The following is an 18,562-nucleotide window of genomic DNA, read 5'->3' as shown; positions in this document are numbered from 1 at the left end:
ACGTCGGGACCTGGATCGTGCTGTCGACCTGCGTCGCGGCGATGGTCTTCGTCAACAGCGAGCGCGAGATCGACCTGGCCAGCCACGAGGCGCGAGTCAGCCCGGACTTCTCGGGCGAGGTCGTGCTGCGGACCGGCCCGCTGCTGCCGGACCTGCGCGCGCCGTCACCCTCGGGGATCGGCGTGGAGGTCCAGCTCGGGAAGAGCGACACGGCGTCCTTGCCGGAGCTGACAGCGCGGTACGCCGCCATCGCCTCACAACCCGAGGGCCAGATCGCCGTGGTCGAACGTGCGGTGAGCTCGATGGCCGTCGCCGCACTCGTGCAGGGGGCCGCGATCGGTGCGGTCCCGCTGCTGATGTGGGCTGCCCTCGGGTCGCAGCGGCGTCGGGCCCTGGTGAGCGGCCTGCCGACGCTCGAGGGCGCCGTCGGCGTGGCCGCTCTGCTGGCCGTGGTCGCCGCGATCGCCGTACCAGCGGGCTGGGGTCGCCAGGGTCCGCCGGCCGAGCACTGGACCTCGCTGCAGGACTTCGTGGGGGACGACGTACCCCTGCCGGAGGAGGCACGTGACGTGCTCGTCCTGGGCGACGCGTCCACGGGGCAGACCCGCCGGCTGATTGCCAGCGCCGTCAGCAGCTACCAGCAGGGGCTGACGTTCTACTCGAAGGCCGCCAAGGACGCTGCGGACCTCGACCTGCGCGAGCCGGAGGACGACGAGACGGTCGTGCTGCTGGTCTCCGACCGGCACGACAACGTCGGCATGGACAAGGTCGCCCGCGCCCTCGCGAAGGCCGGGGGTGCCGTCAACGTGTTCAACGCGGGTGACGACACGTCGACGGGGGAGCGCTGGGAGGCGTTCTCGCTCGACTCGCTGGGGGCGGCGTTCGACGACTTCGAGGGCCGCTGGGCGGTCGCCGGCAACCACGACAACGGCACCTTCGTCCGCGCCCACATGGAAGACCTCGGCTGGACCTACTTCGACGGTGCCGCGCTCGAGGGTCCGGGCGGCGCTCGCCTGCTCGGCGTCGACGACCCGCGCTCGAGCGGGCTCGGCAACTGGCGCGACGAGACGGGCCTGACGTCGTCCGAGGTGGCCGAGCGGCTCACCGACGAAGCCTGCGCGGCTGACGAACGTGGCCAGCGGGTCAACACGATCCTCGTCCACGACGCCGACTTCGGCGATGCCGCGCTCGCTCGCGGGTGCGTCGACCTGGTCATCGGCGGCCACACGCACGTCCAGGACGGACCCACCGCGGTCACCGGCGAGAACGGCGAGATCGGGTACACCTACACCGCCGGCACCACCGGCGGCGCCGCCTACGCCATCGCCATCGGCAGCAAGCTCCGGCGGGCCGCCGGGGTCGCCCTGGTCACCTATCGCGAGGGTCGTCCCGTCGGTATCCAGTCGGTGACGCTGCAGACCAATGGCCGCTACGACGTCGACGACTGGGTCGAGCTGAGCTACTGACCGTCCGGTGGTTGAGGTGCGAGGCGCCAGCCGAGCCTCGAAACCCCGGACCTTAATGTGGACCCATGGGAACCACCGTCGACCGACTGCTGCCCAGCGAGGAAGCCGAAGAGCTGCTGGCCCTCGCCCGTGAGATCGCCACCAAGGAGCTCGCGCCCCAGGTCGCGCAGGCCGAGGAGCGCGGCGAGTTCCCCGAAGCGGCCTACCGGCTGCTGGGGCGGTCCGGCCTGCTGAGCCTCCCGTTCCCCGAGGAGTACGGCGGCGGGAACCAGCCGTACGAGGTGTACCTCCAGGTCGTCGAGGAGATCGCCACGGTCTGGCCCAGCGTCGGGGTCGGCACCAGCGTGCACACCCTCACCGCCAACGTGGTCGAGGTCAACGCCTCGACGGAGCTGAAGGACGTCTGGCTGTCCCGGATGCTCTCCGGCGACTGGATCGGCGCGTACTGCCTGTCCGAGCCGCAGGCCGGGTCCGACGTGAGTGGCATCCGGACCTCGGCCCGTCGTGACGGCGACGAGTACGTCGTCAAGGGCACCAAGCAGTGGATCTCCAACGGCTCCTGTGCGGACTACTACGTGCTGTTCGCTCGCACCTCGGAGGATCCGAAGCGGGGCCTGTCGGCCTTCGTGGTGCCCGATGGGACGCCCGGGATGAGCTTCGGTGCGCCCGAGAAGAAGATGGGCCTGAGCTGTGACGTCACCACCCAGGTGCTGTTCGACGACGCACGGGTGCCGGCCGCCCAGCTGATCGGCGAGGAGGGCGCGGGCATGCGGGTCGCGTTGTCGGCTCTCGACGCCGGACGCCTCGGCATCGCCGCCGTCGCGACCGGCATCGCGCAGGGCGCGCTGGCTCAGGCCGTCGCCCACGCGCGCGAGCGCGAGCAGTTCGGCAAGAAGATCGGGGAGTTCCAGGGCCTGCAATTCCTGCTGGCCGACATGGCGGCCGACGTGGAGCGGTCGCGGGCGTCGTACCTCCACGCCGCTCGGCTGAAGGACGCCGGACGTCCGTACTCGCGCCAGGCCTCCGTCGCGAAGCTCACCGCCTCCGACGCGGCGATGCGGGTGACCAACGACGCGGTGCAGGTGCTCGGGGGCAGTGGGTACACGCGGGAGTACCCGGTCGAGCGGATGTTCCGCGACGCGAAGGTCACCCAGATCTTCGAGGGGACCAACCAGATTCAACGGATGGTGATCGGCCGCGACCTGCTGCGCTGACGTGCTTCGGCCCGCCTGCCCCTAGGGTGATGCTGAGAATTCACTGAGGGGGGCTCGGGACCGCCCATTCAACACTCGGAGGTACCCCCCCATGGGCAAGAGCCTGATCACCAAACTCATTGGCGTCGGCGTGGCGATCGTCATCGCTGTCGTCGCGTCCTTCATCTTCAGCAAGGGCTCGGAGAAGGTCGCCGAGGCGAAGGCGCCGAAGGTCGGTGAGTGCATCACTGTCACGGGCACCGTCAATGCGAAGACCAAGGACAAGGACTGCGGAGACAGCGACGCGACCTTCAAGGTCACCGGCAACAAGGGTGACTGCGACCCGAACGAGGACACCCTCTCGATCTCGGTCGGGAAGGCGGACTCGGGGAACGTCGCCGAGCTCTGCCTCGGACTGAACGCGGCCAAGGGCGACTGCTTCCGCCTCACGGCGACCGACAGCTCCAAGGTCGAGTGCGCGGCGAACAAGGGTGACGCGGAAGTCGCGCTGATCTCCAGCATCGGCAAGTCCGGCACCGCCTGCGCGAACGGCGGTCAGCCGCTGGACTACAAGAAGCGCGACACCTTGCTCTGCCTGGTGCCGAACGCCTGACCGCACCACCGTCGTACCTGACGAACCTGTCGTGCCCGTTCGCGGGAGCAGCAGATTCGTCAGGTACGACGTCCGGCGTCACTTCAGCTCGACACTCCCCGCGAGGGGCAGGTCGTCGACGCTGGTGCCGATCTGCAGGGCGAACGCACCGGGCTCGTAGGTCCAGGCGCCGTCGACCCAGGCGGCCAGGGTGCGGCTGGGCACCTCGATCTCCAGCGTCGTCCGCTCGCCGGCCGCGAGCCGAGCGACGCCCCAGCCGACGAGCCAGCGCACGGGCCGTAGCACGTCGCTGTCCGCCCGGCTGGCGTACACCTGCACGACCTGCTTGCCGGCCCGCTCGCCGGTGTTCTCGACGGCGACGCGCACCGTGAGGGCGCCTCCGGCCTCGACGGTCGGCGTGACCTCGGCGTCCGAGAGCGTCCACGTGGTGTAGCCGAGGCCGTGGCCGAACGCGAACGCCGGCGTCCGTCCGGCGCGGAGCCAGGCCCGGTGGCCGATCTCGATGCCTTCGTCGTAGTGCACTTTTCCGTCGACGGGGATGTCACGGCCGAGGGGAACGGACGCCTCGTCTCCGGGCCAGGTGGTGGGCAGCCGACCGCCGGGCTCCCGGTCGCCGGCCAGGACCTCGGCCAAAGCGGTCCCGGTCTGTTGCCCGCCGAACCACGTCAGCAGCACGGCCGACACCTGTTGGTGCCAGGGCAGGATGACCGGACTTCCGGCATTGACGACGACGACGGTGCGCGGGTTGGCCGCGCGGATCGCGGCGACCAGGTCGTCCTGGGCTCCCGGCATCGCGAGGGTGTCGCGGTCGATGCCTTCGGTCTCGGTCCGGGCGCTGGTGCCGACCAGGACCACCGCGACGTCGGACTCGGCGGCGGCCCTGACCGCGTCGGCCAGCATCTCTTCGGCCGTACCTGCGCGCGGCGCGACCCCGAGCGTGATCGCGTGCAGCATCGGGAGCGGCAGCGAGGTCAGGTCGCTGGTCGCGACGACGTCGACCGGCGTACCCGCCACGGTCTCCACCGCAAAGGTGCTGACCGGCGGCGCGAAGATGTCGCGGCTGATGTCGAATCCCTCGCTGGTGGCGGTGTGGTGCGCGTCGATCACGGTGGCCCCGTCGACGTCCAGCCGGATCCTGCCGGCGCAGTAGACGCCGATGTCGCAGCGCTCGGTCGTGGCGGGCGTGAACCGGGTGGTGAGGGTCATGGTGGCGGCGCCGGCAGGCAGGGTGCCGAGCCAGATCAGCTCAGCGCTCGTGCGCACCTCCTCGACGAGAAGCGCGCCCTCCGCGTCCAGGATCGTCAGGTGCACGCCCGGCTCGTTCGCGATCGGGTCGTGCAGACGGTCGCGGTCGAACGGGAAGACGCCGGTGGGAGCCTCCACGCCCATGGCGAAGGTGATCTCGGCGTCGGGGAAGCGCTCGCGCAGTCCCTCCAGCGGCGAGATCACGCGCTCGGGCATGACGGTGGCGCTGCCGCCACCCTGGCTCCGGGCGTAGAGCGCGTTGGGGCCGATCACGGCGATCGAGGCCGGGGCAACTCCCCACGGCAGCTCGCCCTCGTTGCGGAGCAACACCATGCCCTCGGCGCCGAGCTCCGTGATGAGGCCGAGCGGGTCCGCCGTCGCCACGGGAGCCCCGGCGTCCTGCTCCACCCCGTCCAGGGCGCCGACCCGCGCTGCCAGGCGAAGCACCCGGAGCACCTTCTCGTCGATCGCCGATTCCTCGACGCGACCCTCGCGGACAGCTTCGACGAGGGCGTCGCCCCACGGGCCGAACTCGCTGGGCATGACGACGTCCTGGGCCCCGTTGGCGGCCGCGTCGACGGATCGCACGGCCATCCAGTCCGAGACCACCACGCCGTCGAAGCCCCACTCGGTCTTCAGGGGGGTGCGTAGCAGGTCGTGCTCGGTCATCGTCGTCCCGTTGACGCTGTTGTACGCCGACATGATCGTCCAGGCCTTCGCGTCGACCACCGCGTCCTCGAACGCCGCGAGGTACAGCTCGCGCAGCGTCCGGTCGTCGACCTCGGAGCTGGCCGTGAAGCGGTCGATCTCGTAGTCGTTGGCGACGTAGTGCTTCGGGCACGCGGCCACGCCGTGGGACTGGATGCCCTCGACGACGGCGGCGGCCAGGTGCCCGGTCAGGAGCGGGTCCTCGGCCATGGCCTCGAAGTGCCGGCCGCCGTACGGCGAGCGGTGCAGGTTGATCGTGGGCCCGAGGACGACCTCGATCTCCTTGCGGACTGCTTCCTGCCCGAGCAGGCCGCCGTAGCGGCGGGCGACGTCGGTGTCCCAGGTGGCGCCGAGGGCGCTGCCGGAGGGGAGGTTGAGCGAGGGCTTGCGCTCGTCGCCCGAGTCGCCCCGGACGCCGGCGGGTCCGTCGGAGAACTCGATCTTTCGGAGGCCGATGGTGTCGTCGGCCGGCAGTGCCCAGAAGGTCGCACCGGTCAGCAGGCGCACCTTCGACGGGAGGTCGAGCTTGCCGAGCCGTTCCTGCAGCAACTGCTCCAGGTCCTCGTCCCTCGGCCCGGAGAGGGGGTCGGTCTCGCTGGACGAAGCGGTGGCGTGCGGAATCGCGGACATGGGTCTCCTCGGCGGTCGATGGAGCCCCCAACGTACCTTACCGAGTACTCGGTAGGCTAGGTCGGCGGCTGACCCGCCTGCAGGTCGCGCCGCAACATCGCCAGGAACACCTTGAACGAGCCGGCGAGGTCGATGGAGGGCTCGATCAGCCACTGGTTCTCCAGGCCCTCAGAGGCGGCGATGAGCATCGTTGCCACCTCTGAAGGGTCGGCGTCCGCGCGGATGTCACCGCGCTCGACGCTCTTCGCGATGGCCGATGTGCAGAGCGACCGGAAGGCCGTCATCCGCTCCACGACCCACTCGCGTGCCGGGTGCTCGAGGTTGCCGGCCTCGGCCGCGATCAGGTGGGCCAGCTGCACCATGTTCCGGTTGCGCGCGTTGTGTTCGACGACCAGCTCGAAGTAGTCAAGCATCTTGAGGAAGTCGAGGTCCTCGAGGTCTTCGGTGTGCAGCTCCACCAGCTCGAGGTCGTGCAGGTCGCGGGCCTTCAGCACCCCCATGAAAAGGGCGGTCTTGGTGGGGAAGTGGTACAGCAGGCCGGGTTGGGAGATCCCCACCTCGGCCGCGATCTTCGCCAGGGATGCACCTCGGTAGCCGTACGTCGCGAAGTGCTCGAAAGCGATCTCGATGATGCGTGCCCGGGACAGCTTGCCCGACCGCTCGGCAGGAGGTTTGCTAGCCATGGACCGACCCTATGCGACCGCGCGGCGGCGTCCTGCGCTGCGTTGCAGGACCGCGCCGGCGGCGATGCAGCCCAGGCCCAGGGCCAGCCCGGTCAGCGGCAGTACGTCGTGGACCATCCGCAGTTCCGAGGCCCGGCTGCCGTTCTCGTCCGCGTTGGCCTGCACCTGCTCGTCGGTGTAGGCAAGCGAGCCGTCGAACAGGGTGCGGACCACCTTGCCGTCAAGGACGAGGGTGTCGCTGATGTCCTGGACGTCGTTGAGGATCGCGCCGGTGCGGGGCTCGATGAACAGGGTGCGGTCGAGGCCGTAGGAGCGCTCGGTCTCGACGGTGCCCTCGGCGGCAAGGCCGATGGTGCTCGCGATGACCTCGCGGGTGCCGACCACGGTCGGGGGGATCACGACCTTGAACCGGTAGGCGGTCACGCCATCGACATCGACCTCGTCGACGTACGTCGCCGTCACCGGCTTGCCGACGGTGCTGTCCCACATCTCGTGGTCCCGGGGCTCGGTTCCTGCGGGGAACTTCAGCACCAGGCCGGTACGCCGGTCCTCCGAGATCGCCTGGTCGACCACCTCGGCGAAGCTCTCGCAGCACGGCTCCACCTCGGCGCTCCGGGCGTCCATCGCGGTCCGCGCCATGCTGCGCTGGACCACGGTGCCGTCAGCGACGGTGCGCGTCGTCGTGGTGAACCAGACGACGACTCCGTCCGGTGCCTTCTCGGCGGCAGCCTGGTCGCCGTCGTTCTTCTGCTTCACCGTCACGTCGGTGGTGACCTCGGTCTGGGTCGAGGGCACGAAGACGGTCGCGTCGGTGGCGACCATCGTGATCACCTCGCCGGGGTCCTTGTCGGCAGCTTCGAGCTGACCGGATCCGTAGAACCGGAGGATGAGGGCGGCGGTGGCGAGGAACGCACCGAGGCCGAAGAACACGGGGACCAGATGACGACGCATGGGTTTCTCCAGGTGTGGCAGAGGTTCGGGTTCAGACGTGGAACGGGGCGAGGCTCTGCTGCATGAGCAGCGGGTCGGGACCCTCGACCAGGAACAGGTCGCGGAGCGGTCGGGACTCGGGTCGGGTGCGCCGGTGGATGCCGGCGAGCTCGGTGAAGGCGGCGGCTCCGTGGCGGGCCGGCCGGAAGGTGGAACCGGGTACGTCGACCCAGGTCACCGGGAGCTCGACGATCTCGGCGTGCCGGGCCTGCAGCCGGGCCAGCAGCTCGACGTCGAAGCTGAATCCGGCGGCGCGCACCTCGCGGAAGACGGCCCGAGCCAGGTCCCCACGCATCAGCTTGAAGCCGCACTGCGTGTCGGCGATGCCCGGGACCACCCTGCGGGCGGCTGCCCGGTAGAGCGAAGCCCCGACGCCGCGGACGGCATCGTGCCGGGCGGTGGTGGTCGATGCCGGGTGGGCCCGGGAGCCGACGACGACGTCGGCTCCGCCGGTCAGGCAGTTCACGGCGCGCTCCAGCGCGTCGAAGGCAGTGGCTCCGTCGGCGTCCATGTAGGCGACCAGGCCGGCGTCGGAGGCGGCCACGCCGGCGGCCACCGCTGCGCCCTTGCCCGGTCGGTCGCAACGCACCACTGTGACCGGCAGGTCGGGGCTGTCGGCTGCGTGGGCGACGGCAGCCGTCCGGTCGGTGCTGCCGTTGTCGACCACGATCGTCTCGAGCCCCGCCCACGGTGCCGCCGGCATCGACGCCAGGTGGTGGCGAAGGGCGGCGAGCGTCCGAGGGAGGCGCGCGGCCTCGTTGCGCGCCGGAATCACGACCTGCAGGCGCAGGTCATTCATCGGCGTAGTCGACAGGGGAACCCTGGGAGGCCTTGTCGGGGGTCGGCGGCGCCGCGGCGTTGACGCCGCCGATGGATGCGACAGCGCCCAGCACGAGACCGGCGAGGATGGCGATGGCGTTGTTCATGGAACTCTCCCTGGGTCGGGGGTGTGGCTGACGGTGATGGGTGACGTCGGTGAGGTGACGCGGTCACGTCGGGCCTGGCGCTGGGCGCGACGCTCGCGCTGACGCGCGGGATCGGCCACGGGCGAGGCGAGCAGCAGGTCCGCGGTGAAGGTGTGCGCGGGCGTCGTCGTGACCTGCGCGCAGCTGCCGAACTCGACGAGCCGACCCTGCTGGAGTACGGCGACGCGGTGGCTGATCTGGCGCACGAGGGCGATGTCGTGGGAGACGAAGAGGTACGCGACGCCGGTGCGTTCCTGGATGTCGATGAGCAGCTGCAGCACCCGGTCCTGGGTGGAGAGGTCGAGCGCGGACAGCGGCTCGTCGCACACCACCAGCTCGGGCTCGAGCGCGAGCGCCCGGGCGATCGCGACCCGCTGGCGTTGGCCGCCGGAGAACTCGCGGGCATAACGGTCGGCCGCGCCCCGAGGCAGCGCCACCTGCTCCAGCAGGTCGACGACGCGATCCCGTGCGGCGCCACGGGACCACCCGGCCGCGCGCAGCGGCTCGACCAGGATCTCCTCGACGGTCATGGCGGGGTTCAACGAGGTGTACGGGTCCTGGAAGACGACCTGGATCCTCGAGGAGAGCTCTCGACGCCCGGCTCGGGCGAGTGCGTGGATCTCGCGGCCGTCGTACCGGATCCGGCCGGAGGTGACCGGCGCGAGGCCGAGGACCGCGCGTCCGATGGTGGTCTTGCCGGAGCCGGACTCGCCTACCAGTCCGACCGTCTCGTGGGGGCGGACGTCGAGGCTGACGCCGTCGACGGCGGTGAAGGTGCGACCCCGGGCGCCTCCGCGGCCGGGGTAGCGGACCACGAGGTCCTCGATCTCGAGCAGTGTCATGAGTGCTTCTCCCGTGGTGCGGCGTCCTGGCGGACGCTCCGGTCGGCCACGTACTCGGCGCGGACCTCGTGCTCCGCGGGGACGGCGGCGAGCAGCATCCGGGAGTACTCGTGGCGAGGGTGGGCGAAGAAGTTCTCGGCCGTTGCGGCTTCGACCACCTGGCCCTCGCGCATCACCGCGACGTCGTCGCACAGGTCGGCGATGACGCCGAGGTCGTGGCTCACCAGCAGGATCGACATGCCGAACTCGGCCTGGAGGCCGCGGAGCAGGTCGAGGATCTCGGCCTGCACCGTGACGTCGAGGGCCGTGGTCGGCTCGTCGGCGATCAGCACGTGCGGGTCGGTCGAGAGCGCGCCTGCGATCAGCACGCGTTGAGCCATTCCACCCGAGATCTGGTGGGGGTACGACGCCATCACGCGCTCGGGATCACGAATGCCCGTACGGGTCAGGAGGGCGGTCGCCCGCTCCCGCGCTGCCTTGCGTCCGACGCCGCGCGCACGCAGGGGCTCGGTCAGCTGGTAGCCGATGGTGAAGGTCGGATCGAGGTTGCTCATCGGCTCCTGTGGCACGTAGGCGATGGCGCTCCGCACGCGTCGCTCGCGTTCGCGGCGGGGGAGGGCGAGCAGGTCGGTCCCGTCCAGCCAGATCTCGCCTCCGGAGAGGCGGGCCTGACGGGGCAACAGGTGGAGGACGGCGAAGGCGGTCTGCGACTTGCCCGACCCGGACTCACCCACCAGTCCGAGGGTGCGGCCCTTGCGAAGCGTGAGATCCGCTCCGTGCACGACCTCGACCAGGCCGTCACCGGACGGATACCCGATGACCAGGCCGCGAACGGCGAGGACCTCGTCCTCGGCGGGTGTCGCGGACGACTGGCTCGTGGGGACCTTCGTGAGGCGGATCCGCTCGGGGGCCGGCGGTGCCGTCGTACTCCCGCCGTCGATTCCCTGCAACGCGTCGCGGGCGCCGCTGGCGACCAGGAAGAAGGCGGCGACGGTGAGCGCCATGGCCAGTCCGGGCCAGATGAACAGCACCCGGTTCAGGGTCATCGCGGCGAAGCCCTCGCTCAGCATGCCGCCCCAGGTGATCGTCGTGGAGTCGCCCAGGCCGAGGAAGTCCAGGCCGGTCTGGACCGTGATGGCGACGCCTGACAGGACGCTGATCATCAGCACCAGCGGTCCCCGGACGACCCGGAGGACGTGGCGGGAGATGATGCGGGCGTCGGAAAGGCCGGCGACCCGGGCGGCATCGACGTAGAGCTCGTTGCGTACGGCGTGGACCTGCGCCCGGAGCAGGCGGAACACCGCCGGCGCCATCATGCAGCCCAGCGTGGTCATCGAGATCCACATCGAGGTGCCGAGGCTGGAGATGATGGCGAGCAGCACGACGATGGACGGCAACGACATGGCAAGGCTCGACAGCCAGTCCAGGACGAGGTCGACCTTGCCGCCGTAGTAGCCGGAGATGAGGCCGCCGGGCACTCCGAGCAGCACGGCGACGACCAGGGCGATCACGCCCGCGAACATCGTGGCCCTGGTCGCCACCACGAGGCGCACGAGCACGTCGCGACCACCGCTGTCGGTGCCGAGCAGGTGTCCGTCGGTGCCGGGCGCGGCGTTCAGCTGGTAGAGGTCCGCCTTCCACGCTGCATCCGGAGCCACCCAGTCGATGACGACGGCTGCCACCAGTGCGATCAGCACCAGGCCCAGCAGCACCACGCCGGTCCGGGAGAGCGGGTTGCGCAGGATGATCCGCAGCGTCGAGGGACGCGTTGTCAGGTCGGGGGTGGCCGTGACCACCTCGGCGCTCATGCGGTCCTCGCCTTCGGGATCAGCCACATCTGCAGCAGGTCGACGAGCAGGTTCACGACGACGACGAGACCGCCGGTCAGGACCACGACGCCCATCAGGACCGGTCGGTCACCCGACGACGTGGCTTCGACGGAGAGGGTCCCGAGGCCGGGGAGGGCGAACACCTTCTCGACCATGAACGCGCCGGCGAGCAGGGCCACGAAACCCAGGGACAGCGACGTCAGCCAGGCCGGCGAGGCGTTGCGCAGTGCGTGCCGGAAGAGGACTGAACGGCCGCCGATGCCCCTCGAGCGCAGGGTCCGGACGTAGTCGGCCTCGAGGACGTCCATCAGCGCGCCGCGGGCCTGGAGCGCCGCACCCGCGACGCTGCCGAGGGCGAGGGCGATGACGGGCAGTGCAAGCCCGCGCAGCCACTGTGCGGGTGACTCGCCGATCGGGGTGTACCCGAACACCGGGAACAGCTGGAACTGGACGGCGAACAGGAGCAGGAGCAGCAACGCCAACAGGTAGCCCGGCAGCACGTGCCCGATCACCGCGAGGAGCTGGACGCACCGGTCGACCCAGGCTCGCCCGGAGACCGAGGCGACCGCGAGGACGAGGCTGAGCACGGCGATCACGACCATGCTGAGTGCGACCAGCGACATCGTGACGGGCAGGTAGTTGGTGATCTTCTCGGTCACCGGCCGGTCTCCGAGGTAGGAGCGCCCGAGGTCGCCCCGGACCACGCCGCCGGCCCAGTCGGTGAACTGCTCCACCTGGGAGCGGTCGAGTCCGAGTCGGTGGTTCTCCGCCTCGACCTGGGCTGCGGTGGCCTGCGGGCCGAGGATGCTGCGACCGGGGTCGCTGTTGCCGAGGCCGGTGATCACGAAGCCGGCAACGGCGACGGCGATCATCAGGACGAGGGCGGCCACGGCCCGCCGGAACAGGAGCCTCACCATCGAGGTCACTTCTTCGAGGGCTGGTACCGGGCCAGGTCGACGCCCTGCACCTGGGGCTCGATCGTGACGCCTTCGACCGAGACGAACGGGGTGGAGCTGTTGATGAGCGGGGCGAACCAGGCGTTGTCGACCAGCCAGGTGTTGATGGCCTTGTAGGCCGTGTCCTGCTCTGCACCGGGCGCCGCGTGCCGTGCGGTCGACAGGAGTCGGTCGAGCTCGGGGTTCGCGCTGTGGAACGCGTTGAACGCGGCCTCCGGGAGGACAGCGGCCTGGATGTCCTGCCATGGCGACTGCGTGGGCAGCGCCATCATGAACATCGCGAACTTGCCGCCCTGCATCGCGCCGAGCAGCTCGATGACCGGCACCTTCTCCCACGTGACCTTGATGTCGATCGACCCGAGCATCTGCTCGAGTGCGGTGTTCGGCGCGGGACCGCCGACGAACTGGCTGAGGTCGGGCATGGTGACCGAGAAGCCGTCGGCGTACCCGGCCTCGGCCATCAGGGCCTTGGCCTTCTCGACGTCGTGGGCGTACTGGTCGTCGAGGGCTTCGTCGTACGCCGGACCTCCGGGGGCGAAGATCTGGTCGGTCGCGACCGCGCCCGTTGGGACCAGCTCGGTGATGTAGAAGTCACGATCGAGGGCGAGGTTGATCGCCTGGCGCACCTCGACCTCGCCCAGGGCGGGCTGCACCTTGCCGGCACGGTCAGCGAGGACCAGGCCGGTCCAGCTGCCCGCGGACTCCATCACCGACAGGCCGGCTTCCTTGGCAGCGGGCAGCTCCCGCGCACCGACGCTCGCGGCGTCGATCTGGCCGACCTTGAGGGCGTTCAGCACGGTGTTGGGGTCGCTGAGCTGGACCAGCTCGAGGTGCGCGAACGGGTAGGCGTCGGTGTCCCAGTAGGCGTCGTTGCGATCGAAGTACGTCGACCCGGTCTGGGACCTGCCCTTGTTGTAGACGTACGGGCCGGATCCGGCGGGCTCGGTGCCGATCGACGGCGACCTCAGGGCTTCGGGGGAGGCCATCATGCCGAGGTTCGAGGCCAGGTTGCCCAGCAGCGCCGGGTCCGGCTCGCTCAGCGTGATGACCAGGTCTTCGCCCTCGGTGCTGACCTTCGTGATCGAGGCGGACATGGCGGCGTTGGGGCCGCCGTTCTTGATGAACCAGTCCAGGGCGGCCTTGGCCGTGGTTGCGTCGAACGCGGTGCCGTCGGTGAAGGTGATGCCCTTGCGCAGGCTCAGGGTCAGCGCGGTCCCCTTGGCGTCGTACTCGAACGACTCCGCCATGCCGGGCTCCGGCTTCCCGTCGGCGCTCAGGTGGACCAGCGTGTCGTACGTCGCCTGGCAGTAGAGGCGTGAGGTCGCACAGTCCATCTTGGTCGGGTCGAACGTGAGCAGCGGGCTCTGCAGGCCGACGGTGAGGGTGTCGTCGGTGGTGCCGCCGCTGCTCGAGGTGCCACCACACGCTGCCAGCGCCGAGGCGGTGGTCAGGGCGGCGACCAGCAGGCCGGCGAGCTTCATGGGCTTGTGCACGTGCGCACTCCTGGGACGGTGAGCGAGCCGACGAGCACTCGCTGAGAGACGACTGACGGTGTGACTGGAGCCACACCCAGCGGAACTTACCGAGTATTAAGTCAGGAGGCAATGGATTCCGGGGAACTGCCCGAACGTGGAGTCGAGCTCAGCCCTGGAGCAGTGGTCGCACGGACGCGTAGCCGTCGGCCTCGATGGTGCTGATCTCGTCGTGGACGCGGGTCGTGGGGCGCTCGCTCGTGCACCGCGGCCAACCCGGATCGCCGTGTTGGGCGAATGCCACGGCGCTTGCGTGGACGTCGTCCGCGAGGGACTGGGGCGCGTGGTCACCGGCGATCTCGGTGACTCCGTCGAGGTCGAGACAGTCGAAGAAGTACGGCACGTCGAGGCAGTGCACGGACGCGTCGAACCGGGGCGAGCGCCAGGTGAACCGGTACAGCCAGGTGGCAGCGTCGGTGCCGCGCGCGCCAACGGTGCGGAGTGCGAGCGTGCGGAACATCCGGTCGGTGACGTAGCGGCCGAGGACGGCCGCCGTACCGCGCCGGACGACGTCCGGGTTGGCGGCCAGGTAGGCGGCGCGGGTGGGCCCCTTCAGGCCACCCATGCGCAACAACGGCCCGGTGGGCAGGATCCGGAACACGCCCTTGACCTTGTGGAAGAGGACGGCGAACTCGTCGTCGGTGGTGCCGAGGAGCAGCGGCTTGTCGGAGCCGACCCCGGCGTGGAGGGCGTCGAGGGTGCCCTGCGTGATCAGGTCGCCGTCGACGACCGGCGCCATCGCCAGGCCGTCGTCGAGGAACTTCGTGAGCAGCTTCAGCGGGTTGCCGCGGAGGCCGGCCATCATCGCCTTGTTCTGCAGCTCGAGAAGCCGTTCCTCAGTGAGGCTGGCGAGCCCGGCCCGGGTGGGTTCGACACCCCCCGCCTTCGCGATGGTGCGCCCGAAGGCCTCGGCGCGTTCGAGGGGCAGGTCGAACGCCGCCCCCGAGATGCTGCAGGCAGCGCGGAACAGGCTCTGGGCACGGGGCATGCCGAGCAGGGTGAGGACGGCGCCGCCGCCGGCTGACTGGCCGACGATGGTCACGCGGCCGGGGTCGCCGCCGAAGTCGGCGATGTTCTGCTGCACCCACTCCAGGGCGAGCAGCCAGTCCAGGACTCCGCGGTTGTGCGGCGCATCGGCGATCCAGCCGAAGCCGTCGAAGCCGAGGCGGTAGGAGATGGTCACGGTGACCACGCCGTCCCGGTTGAAGGCGGCGCCGTCGTACCAGGGACTCGCGGGCGACCCGGCGAAGTAGCCGCCGCCGTGGATGTAGACCAGGACGGGCAGGCCGGTGTCGCTGCTCGGCGTGGGGGTGAACACGTTGACGTTGAGCGTCGAATCGCCCGGTACCGAGGGTTCCGGGATCAGGGTGATTCCGGAGTCGCCGCGCTGGGGGGTCGCGCCGAACGTGGTGGCGTCGAGCACGCCGTCCCAGGGCCCATGTGGGACCGGAGCGGCGAACCGGAGCTCGCCCACCGGTGGCTCGGCGAACGGGATCCCGAGGAATGCTGCTGATCGATCTCCCGCCCTGCTGGTCCGCCACGCGCCGCGAACCCTGCCCGCGCTGGTGGTGACCTCGATGGTCTCGATCTCGGCCCGGGTGGTGTCGGACGGCATTCGTCGCTCCTCGTTCTGGGAGGCGCACGATCCCAAAACCGAGCGACACTCGGGAATCAGTGTGGGGGCAGTGGCCGGGCGGGACAAGACCCGAATTTCGGAGGGCGGCCGACGCCCCGGCCTAGGGGTGGCGGGTGACGAGCCGCCAGAAGTACGCGAGCTGGTCGGCCATGTCGATCGACGGATCGAGCAGCCACTGGTTCTGCAGGCCGTCCGCCGCTGCGGCGAACAGGGTGGCGACGTGCTCCGGGTCGAGCTCGGGATCGACGCGACCTGCGGACTGCTCGTCGCGCACGACCTGGCTGAGCAGCTGGCGCAGTGCCTCGTAGCGCTCGGTGAAGTGGGCCCGGGACGGATGGTCGTGGTCGGTGGCCTCGATCGAGACCTGCGCATAGAGGCGCACCAGTCCGGGGACCTCGGCGTTGTGGCGGACGGTCGCGATCATGCCGTCGACGGGTGCGCCGCCGTCGCCGAGGTACGTCGCCGCGTCGACCTCGTCGCGCTTGCGGAGGACCTCGGTGAAGAGCTCCTCCTTGGAGGAGAAGTAGTGCAGCAGGCCGGCCTGGCTGAGGCCCACGGCGTCCGCGAGCTCGCGGACCGACGCTCCCCGGTAACCGTTGCGTGCGATGACGTCGAGGGCGGTGGTCAGGATCTCTTCGCGCTTGGCGACGCCCTTCGCGTACGAGCCTCGCGCTGCCATGACCGGATCCTAATGGTGGCCGAGCGACGACCTCGCTCTAGGCTTTGGGGCGCAATCCCCGGTTGGTCTGCCGGCAGGGCCCGCCTGACTTTGAATCAGGACTAGCGACGTAGGTTCGACTCCTACCCGGGGAGCAAGTTCGAGACCCGCTCACAGGTGGCACGTGTGAGTGCTGGTCCTCAATTCCGCTGGCGCGTGTGCTGGCTCTGGACGTCACGGTTTGCTCAGGATTAGCGTGCTTTTTGATCTGTGGGGAGCTCCAGGTCTGTCCCCCTTCTCGGGGGGCGCAACCGTCGGTTGTGCCTTGTTCCGGGGTTATTGGGCGGAGAGCAACATGCACAAGAAAGTGATGGCGCTGATCACGGCGATCGGCGTGTCTGCAGGTCTCTTGCTGGTGACACCCGCACCAGCCCACGCTGGAGCGAACGGCTTCTCCAGCTACAGCGGTGGCACGCTGGTTCGAGCCGTGGGTGGTGCAGTCAACTCGGGTCTCACGGCTGCGTCGGCCCTCACGACGACCGAGATGGGCAAGAGCACCGGCAATTCGACCGTTGGTGTCATCGTGCCGGGCATTCTCCAGACCGGTGCGGTCAAGAGCTCCCAGGCGACGTCCTTCGCGAACAGCGGGTTGACCCAGCAGATCGTGTCGAAGGCGACCGTCGCCGACGTCAACGTCCTCGGGCTGGTCAAGGTCCGGGCGATCGAGACCACGGCGACCGCCGGGCTGAAGCTCGGTCTGCCGTTCGCGAACACGAACAGTGTGTTGACCGGCGTGTCGATTCCGGGGCGGGTGGTTCCCGCGGCCGTGCCCAAGAACTTCACCGTCACGATCCCGGGCGTTGCCGAGATCGTGCTGAATGCGAGCGCGACGTCCACGACCATGACTCCGGACATCACCGCCAGGGCGGCTGCTGTCGGTGTGAAGGTGACGCTGCTGCAGTCGCTCGGAGGCCTCAACACCGGTACCGAGATCTTCGTGACCCCGGCGAATGCGGCGTACGGATACATCCCGGGCTCCCCGATCGGTGGGGCCGCTTGGGCGACGAACGTCCTGGCTGCGGCCGGCACGGTGGCCCAGGCCTCGTCCGGGCCGACCGCCTACACCTCCATGCCCCTGGGCGGTACCAACGGGGTGACGATTCGCAACTCGACGGCGAACGTCAACCTGCCCGGCGTGGCCCTCGCCGACGCCGCCACCAGTTCGGCGAACGGCACGGTGACCATGACCAACACCAAGGGACTGATGACCGCGTCCGTCGGCAAGGTGAACCTGTTCGACGGCCTGATCAAGGCGGATGCGATCAGCGTCGAAGCCGGCATCGACTCGGGTCCGCCGGCGGTCACGCACCAGGCCAGGACGGTGATCGCGAACCTCAGGATCGGCGGTGCGTACGTCAATGCCGACGCGAACACCACGATCACGGTCGCTGGCCTGGGCATCGTGGTCGTGAACTACCAGAAGATCACGGGTTCGTCGACGACGACGATCGGTCTGCAGATCACGCTGACGACGGCGGCGTACGGCCTCCCGGCCGGCGCGATCGTCCAGGTCGCCTACGCCCGGATCTACCTGGTGTCGTAGGCCTCAGGCAGGGCGATGGCGTCGAGGCCCGTGCTTCGCAGGCACGGGCCTTGGCGCCACGCAGGCCCGAGTGAGCGTCACTTCCGCGAGCGGCTCAGCGCAGCCGGTCGACGTACGCGATCGCCCTGTTGAACAGCGCGGTGGCCGCCTCTGCCTCGTTGGCGCGGCGCCGCGGCGGGTCCGCCAGCTCCTGGACGAGGAGCTGGGCCGTCGCGTTGTCGGCGTCCGCCGCCACGCGGGCAGCCACACGTGCGGCGTCGCGCACGGCGTCGGGATCGACGGTCCAGATGGCTTCGAAGACCCGGTCCCGGTCGGCCACGGTCGTCTGGCCGGGCAGCTCCCAGGCCGACAGGAGGGCGGTGCTGTCCTGCGCGTCGCAGACGACGGCCCACTCCCGGCGGAGCGGGGCGTCGGCTTCCAGGTGGACCTGTTCGGGGCCGGACGGGCCTGCTTCGTGGGCCGTGTCGAGGTCGGCGAAGACGATGGCGGACCTGGCCACCCGGGCCAGTTCCGTCCATCGTCCTGCGGAGGGTGTGTACAGCTCGGCACGCTGGAAGGCGCCGAAGAGGACGGGCCGTTCTGCGGCCGCACAGCACGCGTCCTCGATGGCGTGGGAGAGGCCAAGGAGGGTCGTCTTCCGCAGCCGGTGCGCGACGAGCGCGGGGTGGCGTCGCCGGAGCTCGGCGAAGATCGAGGGACTGGTCGGCCCGCGGTGGCTCACCGCTTCCGCGATGGCGGCATCGAGCCGCACGCCACCGTCCTTGCGGCGCAGGATCTGGCGGATCACGGCCACGTCGGCATCGGAGTAGCGCCGGTGGCCGCTCTCGAGGCGGCGCGGCGACGGGAATCCGTGACGGGTCTCCCACGTGCGGATGACGGCAGGCGTCAGGCCGGTGCGCTGCGCGAGATCGCCGATGGTGAGGTCGACGGCTGCCTCGGGTGCGTCCGCATCGCGCTGCTCCATGGTCACAGACTAATCTAAGCAGAGTGTTTAGGTTTGTGTTTAACTATGG

General features: G+C 70.0%; 16 protein-coding genes and 1 tRNA gene. 5 read left to right on the top strand and 12 right to left on the bottom strand.

The genetic code is table 11. The annotated features are described in order from the left end of the window. Positions 1 to 17: 17 nt before the first annotated feature. The 3 genes from ASD84_RS07975 (at position 18) to ASD84_RS07965 (ending at position 3,272) form a co-directional block, all read left to right on the top strand. Complete coding sequence (locus ASD84_RS07975; protein ID WP_056708790.1) at positions 18 to 1,466, top strand: metallophosphoesterase; 1,449 nt, start codon at positions 18 to 20, stop codon at positions 1,464 to 1,466. Positions 1,467 to 1,531: 65 nt separating this feature from the next. Further along, the gene (locus ASD84_RS07970; RefSeq protein ID WP_056708787.1) at positions 1,532 to 2,680 is read left to right on the top strand and encodes an acyl-CoA dehydrogenase family protein; all 1,149 of its coding nucleotides are present in this window, start codon (positions 1,532 to 1,534) and stop codon (positions 2,678 to 2,680) included. Between the two features lie 91 nt (positions 2,681 to 2,771). Beyond that, on the top strand, positions 2,772 to 3,272 hold the full coding sequence (locus ASD84_RS07965; protein WP_056708785.1) for a hypothetical protein: 501 nt from the start codon (positions 2,772 to 2,774) through the stop codon (positions 3,270 to 3,272). Between the two features lie 78 nt (positions 3,273 to 3,350). Here the strand turns inward: ASD84_RS07965 and ASD84_RS07960 are convergent, their stop codons facing one another. The 11 genes from ASD84_RS07960 to ASD84_RS07915 form a co-directional block, all read right to left on the bottom strand. Further along, positions 3,351 to 5,855, bottom strand: a complete 2,505-nt coding sequence (locus ASD84_RS07960) for a beta-glucosidase family protein (protein ID WP_056708783.1) — start codon at positions 5,853 to 5,855, stop codon at positions 3,351 to 3,353. Between the two features lie 56 nt (positions 5,856 to 5,911). After that, positions 5,912 to 6,538 (bottom strand): TetR/AcrR family transcriptional regulator, encoded by a 627-nt coding sequence (locus ASD84_RS07955; RefSeq protein WP_056708779.1) that lies wholly within the window; start codon positions 6,536 to 6,538, stop codon positions 5,912 to 5,914. A 9-nt stretch (positions 6,539 to 6,547) separates the two neighbouring features. Further along, complete coding sequence (locus ASD84_RS07950) at positions 6,548 to 7,489, bottom strand: DUF3068 domain-containing protein (protein ID WP_056708776.1); 942 nt, start codon at positions 7,487 to 7,489, stop codon at positions 6,548 to 6,550. Positions 7,490 to 7,520: 31 nt separating this feature from the next. Next, positions 7,521 to 8,327, bottom strand: coding sequence for a glycosyltransferase (locus ASD84_RS07945; protein ID WP_056708772.1), 807 nt, complete (start codon positions 8,325 to 8,327; stop codon positions 7,521 to 7,523). Then, positions 8,320 to 8,454, bottom strand: coding sequence for a hypothetical protein (locus ASD84_RS25995; RefSeq protein ID WP_268788459.1), 135 nt, complete (start codon positions 8,452 to 8,454; stop codon positions 8,320 to 8,322). The genes ASD84_RS07945 and ASD84_RS25995 overlap by 8 nt, the downstream gene beginning before the upstream one ends. Next, positions 8,451 to 9,335 carry an ABC transporter ATP-binding protein gene (locus tag ASD84_RS07940; protein ID WP_056708769.1) on the bottom strand — a complete coding sequence of 295 codons (885 nt, stop codon included), beginning with the start codon at positions 9,333 to 9,335 and terminating at the stop codon, positions 8,451 to 8,453. The genes ASD84_RS25995 and ASD84_RS07940 overlap by 4 nt, the downstream gene beginning before the upstream one ends. Further along, complete coding sequence (locus tag ASD84_RS07935) at positions 9,332 to 11,143, bottom strand: dipeptide/oligopeptide/nickel ABC transporter permease/ATP-binding protein (RefSeq protein ID WP_056708766.1); 1,812 nt, start codon at positions 11,141 to 11,143, stop codon at positions 9,332 to 9,334. The genes ASD84_RS07940 and ASD84_RS07935 overlap by 4 nt, the downstream gene beginning before the upstream one ends. Continuing rightward, positions 11,140 to 12,081: an ABC transporter permease gene (locus tag ASD84_RS07930; protein WP_162251502.1), complete on the bottom strand. Its 942-nt coding sequence runs from the start codon at positions 12,079 to 12,081 to the stop codon at positions 11,140 to 11,142. The genes ASD84_RS07935 and ASD84_RS07930 overlap by 4 nt, the downstream gene beginning before the upstream one ends. A 5-nt stretch (positions 12,082 to 12,086) precedes the next feature. Then, positions 12,087 to 13,613, bottom strand: a complete 1,527-nt coding sequence (locus ASD84_RS07925) for an ABC transporter substrate-binding protein (RefSeq protein WP_056708761.1) — start codon at positions 13,611 to 13,613, stop codon at positions 12,087 to 12,089. A gap of 148 nt (positions 13,614 to 13,761) precedes the next feature. Continuing rightward, positions 13,762 to 15,267: a carboxylesterase/lipase family protein gene (locus ASD84_RS07920; RefSeq protein ID WP_056708758.1), complete on the bottom strand. Its 1,506-nt coding sequence runs from the start codon at positions 15,265 to 15,267 to the stop codon at positions 13,762 to 13,764. 121 nt (positions 15,268 to 15,388) lie between these two features. After that, positions 15,389 to 15,967: a TetR/AcrR family transcriptional regulator gene (locus ASD84_RS07915; protein ID WP_056708755.1), complete on the bottom strand. Its 579-nt coding sequence runs from the start codon at positions 15,965 to 15,967 to the stop codon at positions 15,389 to 15,391. Between the two features lie 55 nt (positions 15,968 to 16,022). On the opposite strand from ASD84_RS07915, the gene ASD84_RS07910 reads away from it, so the two are divergent. Further along, a tRNA-Gln gene (locus ASD84_RS07910) sits at positions 16,023 to 16,101 on the top strand. Between the two features lie 200 nt (positions 16,102 to 16,301). Continuing rightward, positions 16,302 to 17,549, top strand: coding sequence for a choice-of-anchor P family protein (locus ASD84_RS07905; protein WP_056708751.1), 1,248 nt, complete (start codon positions 16,302 to 16,304; stop codon positions 17,547 to 17,549). A gap of 94 nt (positions 17,550 to 17,643) precedes the next feature. Here ASD84_RS07905 and ASD84_RS07900 read toward each other — a convergent pair whose 3' ends face one another. After that, entirely contained in the window at positions 17,644 to 18,513 is an 870-nt protein-coding gene (locus ASD84_RS07900; protein WP_056708748.1) for a DICT sensory domain-containing protein, read from the bottom strand. Between the last annotated feature and the right edge of the window lie 49 nt (positions 18,514 to 18,562).

The sequence above is a fragment of the Nocardioides sp. Root682 genome (assembly GCF_001427795.1).
Classification (GTDB): Bacteria; Actinomycetota; Actinomycetes; order Propionibacteriales; family Nocardioidaceae; genus Nocardioides.
The sequence above is the reverse complement of the archived record's forward strand: the minus strand, read 5'-3'. Positions and strand labels throughout refer to the sequence as shown.